The sequence below is a fragment of the Sphingobium sp. UBA5915 genome, from assembly GCF_002431195.1.
Classification (GTDB): Bacteria; Pseudomonadota; Alphaproteobacteria; order Sphingomonadales; family Sphingomonadaceae; genus Sphingobium; species Sphingobium soli.
Genome location: NZ_DJDV01000113.1, coordinates 1 through 10,315 on the forward strand (window position 1 = coordinate 1; position 10,315 = coordinate 10,315).

Below are 10,315 nucleotides of genomic sequence, written 5' to 3' on the forward strand. Positions count from 1 at the left end.
CTGTTCCTGGCCCCGCTGGCCCACAAGGGGAACGCGGCCCGCAAGGCGCGAAGGGCGACAAGGGTGACACTGGATCGCCGGGACCAAAGGGCGATACTGGCGCGCAAGGTCCAATCGGTCTTACGGGGACCACTGGCGCAGCTTCGACCGTAGCGGGTCCGGCCGGACCAAAGGGCGATACTGGTGATGCGGGACCGGCTGGCCCCAAAGGCGATACCGGGGCACCGGGTCAGAAAGGCGACAAGGGAGATAAGGGTGACACTGGCGCGACCGGCCCCGCAGGCGCACCGGGCACACCCGGTCCCGCTGGCACGGACGTTGCCGATTTTCTGTTCGAGGACGGCACACTCAAGCTGTCGATGAGCAACGGGTCCATCTGGGAAGCCTTCATTCCCACAGGCGGCGGCACCGGCAAGCCGTGGTATTTCGACGCGCCGTTGGCCAGCAGCTTCACGCTCCAGAGCGGCAACGCCGTCCAGCTTTCTTTAACCGATGACGCCGATGCTGGCCTGCTTGTGAAGAGCGGCGCGAGCGCAACCGGCGACATCAGCCGCGTCGCCTACAGGACGCTGACGAACAAGGCTCTGGATTGGGACATCGTGATCCGCGCCCCGATCATCATGAATGATTCCGACTATCGCAAGGGCGGCCTGATGGTCATGGACAGCACCACGAACCGGCACATCATCTGCGGCCAGATGAATGAGTATCAGCCGTTCGGCATCATTAAATTCACTGGCATGACGGGCGGATATGGCGGCTCGATCACCGCTCAGGCGTTCAAATCTCAGCCCGATTTCTACCGCGCCGCCTGCGTGGGATCGACCCTGACATTCTATGTCAGCCATTGCGGCAAGAACTGGCTCCAAGTCGGCGCAACCGCAATCGGCGATGCCTTCGGCGCGAGGCCCGACAGGATCGGCGTCGGGTTCAACATCAGCACAACCGATCCGACGCAAGCGTCCATGACGGTGGACTGCTTCAAGCTCACTGGCCCGGCTGTCTAAGGGCCAGCAATAACAAAATGGGGGTGGTCGCCGTGAATGCGAAGGTCGTTCAGAATCTCAGAAAATGGGGCAGCATCATCTGGAATGCGCCCGGTATCAGAAGCGCGGCCATTGCCGTTGCGATCAAAATGCTGGTCCGTATCGGCCTGTCCGCTGGTGCTGCCACCCTCGTGCTGGCGGTAGCTGAAGCCGTAGCGGGCGGCTTGTAATGGTGGACGACATCAAGAATGCCGGTGATGCGGTCAGCCTGAGCGTCGTGATCGGCGCGACCATGGATGTTCTGCCTTCCATCGCGCTCGTCCTAACCGTCATCTGGACCGGGATGCGAATTGTGGAGGGCAGCTATAAATTCTACAAGTGGACGAAAGCCAGCCGCGATTAGGGAACAGAAGCGCCAACGATGCCAATGGGTTCGATCCACGACGAAACCGGCTGGCTCAACGAGCAAGATGGTCAGCTTATTCTTCGCCGTGATGAAGGCGGTCGCTGGCGTCTGGACGTAGGATTCTGGCTCTGGCGGAAATCGCGCAAGCTGGTCGGTAGGCGGGTCCGTGTTCAGGGCGTAAGAAGCGCATTCGACCTGCTTGACGTCCAGAAGCTGGAGGCCATCTGATCCCCGGCTTCCCGGCGATCAGAATGTCCCCTTATACAAGCCGTTTGGATATTTCCTCAGTTCAGCATGGCGCGCGCCATGACCCTCGATGATGACCGCGCCGATAAGTTGGCCGTCCGGGGACCACTCCAACGCAACGCACATTTCAGACGCGACAGGTGCCTTGCGCGCATAGCTGTCTTCATGGCCGTAAACTGCGCTCATCTGGAACATGCCCGCGTGGTCTCGAACCCCCTGCGCTGAACGATAAGCCGGATACACCTCGTCGTTCAGCATCTTCCGGTATGCGTCGTTGTCGAAGCCATCGCCCATCAGCCGCTCCATGGTCCAATCATAATCACCGAAGACCAATCGGAACTTGTCGCTTCCCACGTCGAGATTGCCCGTCGCGGTCATCTTGCCCTTGGTCTCCTTGATCCAGATGCTCACTTGGGCGCGGGTGCCGCCCGTTCCCTTCGACTGAACCACCTTCTCTCCTTCATGTTCTGGCATGGGAGGAGGCTCAGTGCCGTCATGGACATCTGGCGAGATAACCCATGGAGTCCTGGCTTCATCAGGAAACTGCGGCGAAGCAGCAATCATGTCAGGCTCATGATTCATTTCATTTCTTTTCATTTCATTGAGCCACCAAAACTCCAGCTCTTCTGCGAGTTTGCGGGGCATTTTCGCGGATCGCTCGCGGATCGCCTGCGGATCGCTCGCGGATAGGATGCGGATGAGCAGCGGATAGGCTTCAACGAGGTCGTTTTCCATCCGCGAGCGATCCGCATCCAATCCGCATTCCATCCGTATCGCGGAATCATCTGTGGTGCCCTGACGCTTCCTCAAGTGATCCAGACTTGGTAGCTGATTCCAGCCTTTGGCCCTCGCATGGGTCTGCTGGTTTCGGGTCAGGTAAACTGGCCCCTCTACGGTAAAGTCGCGAGGACCGATGCGGGCGCGGATATTGGTGATGAAGCCATGGAGGACACTGCCGTCGATGCCTTTGGCGGACATCAGGCCGTCGATCACCCTTCGCATGACGTGGTAGGTTTTCTGGTCGTCCAGAGGCTTAAACTCTCCCGTTCCGATGGTCGCCAGAATGCCGTTGATGAGGTCGAACCATTTGGGTGCCTTGCTGCTCATGCCGCACCCCCAACCGAGTGAAGGAGGGCGAGGGCAGCGACGCCGCGATGCTCGAATTCGAACCGCACTGGACCACTTGTCCACTCGCGCTTGCGATAACCCCGATATTCCACGCGAAACATGGTGACCATTCCAGGGCAGTAGTGGGTGCGAATGTAGTCGACGATCCGATTGTGTTCGTCAGAGCCATATTCGCAATCAATGACAGCAAAGCCGTCACGTCCGCTCGCTAGAGGGTCATACTGGTAAAGACCATCGATCCACTGATCGAAATGGCTTCTGCGGTGATGCTTATCGGAAGACTGATTATTATTCATTGTTTGACCTTAGATAGGATGACCCGCTTTCGCGGGCTGGAGTTGCGAAAGCGGGCCAAGGTCATCTATCTAAGAATGCTCAGGGGTAACCGCTGCGAGCGCAGCAGTTCCAGCCCCTGTGCTCGTATATGTATTTATGCTCTTGGCTCATTTATCGCATTATTGATCTGGTGCTTTGGAGTCGTGAACCAGCTATCATGGCATTGGTAGCAGTGCCCACGCCCCCTCTTAGCATCTTAGCCGTAGCTGTCTGTTACCTTAGGAAAGGTCTGCTCGAATTCGAGAGCGTCCGCCTCATGTTCAAACAGAGCAGATACGTGAACCAGATATGCCGAGTAGTCGTGGCACACCAACTGAACATCAACGCTGCGAAATTCGATGTCAGGTTCGATACCCTTATCCTTGAACCACTTCTCGATATGCTCATCGAGTTCGTAGTCGTCAGGCACCAATTGGTCGACTTCCTCTCCGCTCAGACCCGGCCAATGCTCCATCCAGGTCACGTGAAACTCTACTTTATACGACATACGTGTCTCCTTCTCGAACGCCACCGTTGGGTTCGATCTGTGGTTTGATGACGGTGGCTGCTGGGGGTGGAGCCGTAGGCCGGGCGGGCGTGAACGCTTGCCTTCCCGATCCTATGGCCCCTACTCAGGATCGAGTTGCGCCAATGGATACGCCGCGATCCTGAGTATCTGTGCGCCTCACAAGGTGAGGAACAACTTGGCGTAGCTACGGGCGTAGCTCACGGGATCCGGCTGTTGGAAAATCGAGCGCAGCACCTCGTAGGCGCGGATAATCCGCGTCGGCGCGATCTGCTGGGCGAAAACGCTCGGCATCTCCAAGATGGAATTGGCCTCATCAATTGCCGCCAACGTCGCATCGAGATTGTGATGGACGATGATAGCTTCGGCGAGGGTATCCCACGCACTGCTCTTTCCCGGGTTGGGATGGGCGCAGAGTTCGCCGATGGTAAGGCGCTCGCTGATCCGACTGCTTTTGATGGGCAGGCTTCGCGGATCAGACGGCGAATGATCCGTGTGGGTTGGCGTCTGGAAGCTCGTCATCACAAAGTCACCGGGCACGGTGCCGCGATCCTTGGTTATACGCGGCCGTCCGACAAGCCTTCCGAACGCCATCTGCTGTGAAGGGTTGGACGTGTCGAAGGTGATCTGGAAACCGGCCTCCCCCGGCAGTTCGCGAAAGGACTTCTGGATCGCCGACAGCATGACGGCATGGGTGAGCGTGCTACACCCTAGAACGTGAAGCCGATTGCGGTCGCCCATGAGGCCAGCAGCGCGAAGGCGGACGAGCAGTTCGACCAGCCAGACGTAATTGTCCCGCATGTCGCCACCCACCGCCCAGCCATCGAATGGATGGGCCATGATGGCAGTGAGCCATGCGATTGCCTCCTTGCGATCCCGCCCCTGCGCGACCGACAAGAACCGCGTCTGCCCGGTGCGATGCCGCTGGAAGAAGGCATTGTTGGCGAGCGTCGTGTTCAGGCAGTCACCGAATGTCGGGAAAAGGGGATTGCCCTTCGCGATGGCCATGGTGGGAATGTCGAGCGTCATCGCTTCGTTGGTATTCGCCTCCAGCCACGCGAGGGCTTGAGCGCGGGTGGCGTTGCCCTGCCAGAGCGAGGCATTGCTGATGAGCTGGAAGCCGCCGCTATCGCCAAGGATCGTCACGCCAGGCCGAGTATGCTGGAAGATGCCCTTGGGGGTGCTGCCGCCGATGAACTGGCCGTAGCTCAACAGTGCCCGATCGGTGACAAAGAACGGGTTCGCGGGATCGAGAAAATCCAGATCAGCCGGGGTCGATATACAGGCCGGTAGATTTCCGGCGCGCACCTGCGACGTAGTCTTGAGCGGCATGGTGTGGGTCGCTTTTTGACCCGCGATGAGATAGATGGCGCGGCCCTGCTGGCGCGCACGATAGTCGATATTCATGATGATGCTCCGGGATGGTGCCCCGCGACGGCAGAACCTTCGCGGGACAGCAGGATCAGGCGGCCAAGGCGTCGGCAGGCGCTGCGTTGGTGACAGGAGCATCCTTCACCAGCTTGGGAAGTGCCTGCACACGTTCCAGCAGCTTACGGCTTCGCGTATCCCGGCCCTTTTCCAGCGTCTGGATATGAACGCGGAAGGTCGCGACCGCCGTCATAACAGCCAGCGCCAACATGCCTTCTGGATCGACCTCCACCGACAGGTCGCCCTCCAGTGAGAGCAACGTGGGCAGCGAAGCCAACAAGTCGCTCGACATCACCCGCACCTCGACCTTCCCAGTCGTGTCGGCAGCCAGCGAAACGGTTTGTCCGTCACCATGCTTGATGCCGAACGTGCCGTCGGAGATCGTCACCGCAACCTGCCGCTCCTTGGCCTGCTTCTTCACCAGCACCGCCAGATGGTCAGCCTTCAGCTTGGCAAGAGATTCAGCGCCGAGTGATGCCGTGGCGGCAGGCTTGAACGCCTTGCTGACCTTATGCGTCCAGTTTTTGCCGAACTCGGTCAGCTTTGGGAAAGCCAACTGCCCGTTGAGCGCAGACTTGCTCTTATGGGCGAACTTCACGCGGATACGGTCGTCATTGCTAACGGACGAAATACCATCCTTGCCACCATATCCCGCGCAGAGGGCTGGCTTGGCCAGACGTTCGAGCATCGTGTTGCGGGTCTTCTTGTCCATGAAGCGAGGCAGGCGGCTGTTCGCCTTCGTGTCCACGTCACCATTCGGCTCGATAGTGAGGACGCGGGTATCGTCCATGCGGGCGTTAGCGACCGACAAGGTGCTGCCGTTGAGCAGGTAAACCGCATAGGCCGCAAGAACCTCGGTGGACGGGTTCAGCTTGTCGTCCGGTGCCAGCGCCCGCTTTGGCTCGCTGCTGCGCTCAATGTCGGGAATGATGGCCGGCGCGACGGTCATTGCCTGATGCCAGAACAGCGCAGTGGACGAAGCATCCTCCATGCCCGTCGAACGATACTCGGTCATCTCTGCGACAACCGCAGGGGCGGCGTTGGGGCATGGGAGGAAGATGGTATTCGTGCCGTCAAAATGGGCGACACAGAGCATGGATGCGCTGGGAAGGATGCTGGGGATGGCGGCTCCCTTGACCTTCACCGTGCTGGCGCTCTCAAGCGCACTGCTGATGATGCTGATAGCCTCAGGCTCTATGGCCTCTTCTGGCGCGGGTCGGACGAGCGCAGCCAGCTTGGCAGCCATACCGGCCTGCTGCCCGAATTGCCCCAGATAGAGCTTGAGGAAATCGGCGTCCGACATGGCCGCGAAGTTATGCTCGTCCTTGACCCGGTTCATGTAGTCCACAGACTTCATGAAGGGCGCTACTTTGTTGGTGCGATCCTTCTTTTCAGCCGCAGTTCCGCTGAGCGTGATGTTGATGCCAAGCGCGAACTGAACAGGGATATGGAGGGAGTTGGCCGAATTGGATGCGTAACCGCTGTCCTCGGCATGGCGCTTCACGTTGGCGATGCCGTTCGTGGCAAGGAATTTCCAGACACGGAGCGTGATGAGGCCGCGACGTTCGCGAGCGCTATGCTCGTCGGTGAACAAGGCTACCATATCGCGGGCAATCGCTTGCTGGTCAGAAAGCGCACTGCTGCTCAAGGCATGAATGGAAGTGTCGGCGGTGCCGAGATCGAGAGAATTGGTCACGGTTTGCCCTTTCGTGGCAAACGCGCAGACGCTGTGGGGAGATCGCAAGACTGGACATACGGAACCCACCACGCCTGAGCGTTGGTTTTTCAGGTTCCGACCGAGGCGGGTTGCCAGCAGGGACACGCACCGAAGTTAACGTGCCAGTCTTGTTGCTCTGGCGGCCCTTCCATTCCACCGCGCGAGTGGAACTTCCGTTTCGTGTCCAGCGTGCTACCGTTGCGCTACCAGCGCAGGCAACCAATCGGGTGATGGCTGAAAGCCCCGGACTGATTACCCCGAAAGCAAAAGCACCTTGGTGCCTCTTTAAGGGGACAGGCCCATCCGACAATGACGCTTGCGGATGATCTCGATGGGCTGATTTCTACCGCACAAGATAACAATGTCAACATCTAATTTGATAGTTCTGACATTTTTTACAAACACGATTTTATAACTCTTGTCCTGCCGTAACCGTCACCACGATCTAAACTCTAGATCATGCTTGCACTTACGCACTTATGCCATAACAGCTCGATTCTACCGAAACCTGATAACTACCAATGATAGCAGACACACTGCCAATTGATTGGAGAGATCGGAATGGACAACCCAACGCTGACCATCAGCCTATTCAAGCTGAGAACGAGAAGGGCGCTCGTCAAACATAGCTATACCGCAGCCGTCTACAGCGACACGCTCGAAAGCATGGGTCACGCGATAGCCGAAGAGATCAAACACCAAGCCATGCACGGCGGCTTCTACTGGTCCTTCGCACGATACAAACGGAATCACCTCAAGGCCGACATCCAGGAAATGACAGCGATCATGCTAGAATATCCGTATGCCTGCCGCGCCGCCCTCATGGCTGCGCTCGATGAATGCCCCTACGTCCATTACGTCATTCACGCTCAAGACGAGATCAACACCAAGCGCCCCGAAGAACGCCTCGTCATCGCATTCCCCCTCGCAAAGCCGATCACCAGTCCGAGGGACTACACGCGCATCGCCGCCCTGCTGTCAGAGCAGCTTGGCATCGGCGATCACACGCGGGGTGACTTTTCATCCACCTTCCTGTTTGCACCATTCGTCGGTGTATGCTCGACGCCCAAGGTCGTCCTCAATGACCTCGACCGCGAGTTTTTAGACCCTGCCGAGTTTATCGAAGAGCATCGCGGCACATGGACTGATGCCCGCGCCCTACAGCTTGATGCGGTCCCGGCCCAGCAACTGCCTAACGCATTTCACGACAGCGGCCTGTTCGTATTCGAGAATGGCGGTGCCTTATGATCGAACTAACCGCGACACCGATCCCCGCCGACGAAGCCAGGACCATTATGGAGGCCGATGCCGCCGCGCTTCTCAGTGCCGACTTGCGCTGTCCTTTAGCCCGCAGAATCATTGAGGCGCTGGCGTTACTCGAGATTGCGATTGAAGCCCTTAGGCCTGATCCAAGGTGATGAAATATAAGTCATCATGCAGGCAATGGACATTGCTGGCGAGTCGATTTCATGCGACATAGCCGACGCCGCATTTGGGGAAACGCGGCAGGGGGAATTGAACAGCAATGAACAGAATACTGAAGGGCCTGATTGCGGCTTCGCTTGCTTGCTCTGCACCAGCGTTCGCGGATGAATACTTCGCCGTCACGCCGTCTGGCGCAACTGAAATGCTTTTTGGCGAGCAATCTGCCGAGGTAGTGGGAAAGCTCTCCGCAAAATGTATCGATGCAGGATGGAGCGTCACGTCATCCACAGGGACCGAGGTTGTTTGCGAAGCCCCAATGAACTTCGGCCAGTCGCTAATGGGCACACTCCTGATGGGCAACAGCTACTCCACTCCGCCCCGGCGATTTTTCAAATACATGGTTTCTACCGTCTCGGGTATCTCTCGGGTTCAAGCCTCCGGCTGGATGGAACTGCAAATGGCGTTTGGTCAAATGCGCCGCACCGATTTTGCCGGGCCTGAATTCCACAACAGCGCAATGAATTTCCTCGCCGCCGCAGGGGGGAAGTTGCCAAAGGGAACGACATTTCCAAATCATGCTGTATTGGGCGTCGGTTTCGAACCCGTCACGCTGGGTAAGGCTACCCAAATGCGTGTAACTTCCATTCAGGATGGATCAGCGGCAGCAGCGGCCGGAATTCAAGTTGGTGATATCGTGACGTCCATAGCGCAGAAACGCTTGAAAGGAGGCGACGATATTCTGGATGCGACGGCCAAGGCGGCAAAAAATCCCACCTACCCTATCGAATTGCTTCGCGGAGGGAAGGCGATCAAGCTGACGATGAACCGCGCATTCCGGCCTACCTATGAGGAAACCGTAGTGGCACAAGCCGCTGCGCCCGTAGCCGTAGCCGTCACTAATACGCAGCCCATATCCATCGCCGATGAGCTATCTAAATTGGCGAAGCTAAAAACCGATGGGCTGATTACTCAGGCTGAGTTCGATGACCAGAAAGCCAAATTGCTGGCGCGATGAGCCGCTACTGGACCATCATCTTGCTTGAAGAAAATGGCTGCGCCATGGCACAGGCACCAGCATAATCAGTGGATAGCCACTCGTCATATTGCGCTGGATTAAGGATTACCGGCATGGCCTTGGGGTGGAGTGGCGCGACCAGTTCGTTCGGCTCGCATGTCAGAAAGGCATAAACCGGCCCATATTCGCTTTGCCGCCAAATGCCGGCAAATGCCGCAAGAGGCTGGTCCACGACGCTAAACCACCATTCCTCACGCCCCTGCCCTATCTTCGGCTCGGCAAAAGTGGAGAACGGAACAAGGCACCGCTGTGCCGGATTGGCGAGCATGGACTTCCAGAAATTGCTTGAGAGGTTCCTGACGTTGGTGACGCGCTTCTCCAGCATCTTGGTCGCGCCCTTGACCATCGTAGGGACGCCCCACGCCATCACATCGGATCGGACCACCCCATCATCCTTGCGGACGATCATCCCAGCGCGCTTGGGGTAAACATCGGTCGCGAACTCGGCGTTCGGCTGTCGAATGTCCCAGCCGATATACTCCCGCCAACTAGAGAGCATTTCAGGGTTGTTCCGATAGTGATTGCACATCGCCTAATCGATCCTCGGCAACCGTTCCGTATCGGCAACGCCCTCGTTCGCGACCCGGATGCGAGGTCGACTCACGCAACGCTGCTTTGAGAATGTCTCTGGCAGATAGCGCGTGACGTTCTCTTCGGGTCCGTTGTAGGCAACTTCGCCTGTCCCGTTCTCGAAATCCAAGCAGAAAAATAGCAGGTGGTCAGCTCGTGTTTTCGTCTGCCGAAACGCTGGCCCGGCTTTTGTGCCGGTAGCTTTCACTTGGACAGTTCGGCCATCCGGAGCGTGCCCATCTATCCCCTCGGTAGATTCGGTTTCCACGAGGCGCACACCGAACAACTCCGCCGCCAATGCCTCGCCGATGTCGCCAACCAGATTACCATCTAAGGTGAAGCGAAGGTCGACTTGGCTACCCTGCTTCCTTAGAATATCGCCATAATATGAGCGCAGCGCATTTCGTGCGGCGAGCAAATCTGCAATCGCGGTTGGGAGCGAGAATTTATCCATCATAAAACCGTATCTATGCGTAAGCGTACGGCCTCGGGC

At 57.9% G+C, this 10,315-nt stretch carries 13 protein-coding genes and 1 pseudogene; 7 read left to right on the forward strand and 7 right to left on the reverse strand.

The genetic code is table 11. The annotated features are described in order from the left end of the window. From B2V90_RS19885 to B2V90_RS19900, 4 genes and pseudogenes are all read left to right on the forward strand, one after another. Positions 1 to 1,007 (forward strand): annotated as a pseudogene (locus B2V90_RS19885) (hypothetical protein); the annotation flags it as partial. A gap of 17 nt (positions 1,008 to 1,024) precedes the next feature. After that, a complete protein-coding gene (locus B2V90_RS19890; RefSeq protein WP_293922929.1) occupies positions 1,025 to 1,216 on the forward strand; it encodes a hypothetical protein in 192 nt (63 codons plus the stop codon). Then, complete coding sequence (locus tag B2V90_RS19895; protein WP_293922931.1) at positions 1,216 to 1,389, forward strand: hypothetical protein; 174 nt, start codon at positions 1,216 to 1,218, stop codon at positions 1,387 to 1,389. The genes B2V90_RS19890 and B2V90_RS19895 overlap by 1 nt, the downstream gene beginning before the upstream one ends. Positions 1,390 to 1,407: 18 nt before the next feature. Then, positions 1,408 to 1,620, forward strand: coding sequence for a DUF5818 domain-containing protein (locus B2V90_RS19900; protein WP_293922933.1), 213 nt, complete (start codon positions 1,408 to 1,410; stop codon positions 1,618 to 1,620). An 18-nt stretch (positions 1,621 to 1,638) separates the two neighbouring features. On the opposite strand, the gene B2V90_RS19905 is transcribed toward B2V90_RS19900, so the two are convergent. The 5 genes from B2V90_RS19905 to B2V90_RS19925 form a co-directional block, all read right to left on the reverse strand. After that, complete coding sequence (locus tag B2V90_RS19905; protein ID WP_293922934.1) at positions 1,639 to 2,745, reverse strand: hypothetical protein; 1,107 nt, start codon at positions 2,743 to 2,745, stop codon at positions 1,639 to 1,641. Next, positions 2,742 to 3,062, reverse strand: a complete 321-nt coding sequence (locus tag B2V90_RS19910) for a hypothetical protein (RefSeq protein WP_293922935.1) — start codon at positions 3,060 to 3,062, stop codon at positions 2,742 to 2,744. Before B2V90_RS19910 ends, B2V90_RS19905 begins: the two co-directional genes overlap by 4 nt. A gap of 236 nt (positions 3,063 to 3,298) precedes the next feature. Then, positions 3,299 to 3,589: a hypothetical protein gene (locus B2V90_RS19915; RefSeq protein ID WP_293922936.1), complete on the reverse strand. Its 291-nt coding sequence runs from the start codon at positions 3,587 to 3,589 to the stop codon at positions 3,299 to 3,301. A 177-nt stretch (positions 3,590 to 3,766) separates the two neighbouring features. After that, a complete protein-coding gene (locus B2V90_RS19920) occupies positions 3,767 to 5,014 on the reverse strand; it encodes a hypothetical protein (RefSeq protein WP_293922937.1) in 1,248 nt (415 codons plus the stop codon). A gap of 55 nt (positions 5,015 to 5,069) precedes the next feature. Beyond that, on the reverse strand, positions 5,070 to 6,731 hold the full coding sequence (locus B2V90_RS19925; protein ID WP_293922938.1) for a hypothetical protein: 1,662 nt from the start codon (positions 6,729 to 6,731) through the stop codon (positions 5,070 to 5,072). A gap of 582 nt (positions 6,732 to 7,313) precedes the next feature. Between B2V90_RS19925 and B2V90_RS19930 the strand changes: the two genes are divergently transcribed. The 3 genes from B2V90_RS19930 to B2V90_RS19940 all read left to right on the forward strand — a co-directional run bounded on the left by B2V90_RS19930 (position 7,314) and on the right by B2V90_RS19940 (position 9,192). Then, positions 7,314 to 8,000 (forward strand): hypothetical protein, encoded by a 687-nt coding sequence (locus B2V90_RS19930; protein ID WP_293922939.1) that lies wholly within the window; start codon positions 7,314 to 7,316, stop codon positions 7,998 to 8,000. Next, positions 7,997 to 8,170: a hypothetical protein gene (locus B2V90_RS19935; RefSeq protein WP_293922940.1), complete on the forward strand. Its 174-nt coding sequence runs from the start codon at positions 7,997 to 7,999 to the stop codon at positions 8,168 to 8,170. Before B2V90_RS19930 ends, B2V90_RS19935 begins: the two co-directional genes overlap by 4 nt. Before the next feature lie 107 nt (positions 8,171 to 8,277). Beyond that, the gene (locus B2V90_RS19940) at positions 8,278 to 9,192 is read left to right on the forward strand and encodes a PDZ domain-containing protein (RefSeq protein WP_293922941.1); all 915 of its coding nucleotides are present in this window, start codon (positions 8,278 to 8,280) and stop codon (positions 9,190 to 9,192) included. A gap of 4 nt (positions 9,193 to 9,196) precedes the next feature. Here the strand turns inward: B2V90_RS19940 and B2V90_RS19945 are convergent, their stop codons facing one another. Then, positions 9,197 to 9,781, reverse strand: coding sequence for an SOS response-associated peptidase family protein (locus B2V90_RS19945; RefSeq protein WP_349681226.1), 585 nt, complete (start codon positions 9,779 to 9,781; stop codon positions 9,197 to 9,199). 3 nt (positions 9,782 to 9,784) lie between these two features. Continuing rightward, positions 9,785 to 10,315 (reverse strand): DUF6998 domain-containing protein (locus tag B2V90_RS19950; protein ID WP_293922942.1); only part of this gene is annotated, 531 nt, incomplete at its 5' end.

Coding starts and splice junctions, on each gene's coding strand:
- B2V90_RS19890 (WP_293922929.1), top strand. CDS start 1,025: ATGGGGGTGGTCGCCGTGAATGCGAAGGTCGTTCAGAATCTCAGAAAA.
- B2V90_RS19895 (WP_293922931.1), top strand. CDS start 1,216: ATGGTGGACGACATCAAGAATGCCGGTGATGCGGTCAGCCTGAGCGTC.
- B2V90_RS19900 (WP_293922933.1), top strand. CDS start 1,408: ATGCCAATGGGTTCGATCCACGACGAAACCGGCTGGCTCAACGAGCAA.
- B2V90_RS19905 (WP_293922934.1), bottom strand. CDS start 2,745: ATGAGCAGCAAGGCACCCAAATGGTTCGACCTCATCAACGGCATTCTG.
- B2V90_RS19910 (WP_293922935.1), bottom strand. CDS start 3,062: ATGAATAATAATCAGTCTTCCGATAAGCATCACCGCAGAAGCCATTTC.
- B2V90_RS19915 (WP_293922936.1), bottom strand. CDS start 3,589: ATGTCGTATAAAGTAGAGTTTCACGTGACCTGGATGGAGCATTGGCCG.
- B2V90_RS19920 (WP_293922937.1), bottom strand. CDS start 5,014: ATGAATATCGACTATCGTGCGCGCCAGCAGGGCCGCGCCATCTATCTC.
- B2V90_RS19930 (WP_293922939.1), top strand. CDS start 7,314: ATGGACAACCCAACGCTGACCATCAGCCTATTCAAGCTGAGAACGAGA.
- B2V90_RS19935 (WP_293922940.1), top strand. CDS start 7,997: ATGATCGAACTAACCGCGACACCGATCCCCGCCGACGAAGCCAGGACC.
- B2V90_RS19940 (WP_293922941.1), top strand. CDS start 8,278: ATGAACAGAATACTGAAGGGCCTGATTGCGGCTTCGCTTGCTTGCTCT.
- B2V90_RS19945 (WP_349681226.1), bottom strand. CDS start 9,781: ATGTGCAATCACTATCGGAACAACCCTGAAATGCTCTCTAGTTGGCGG.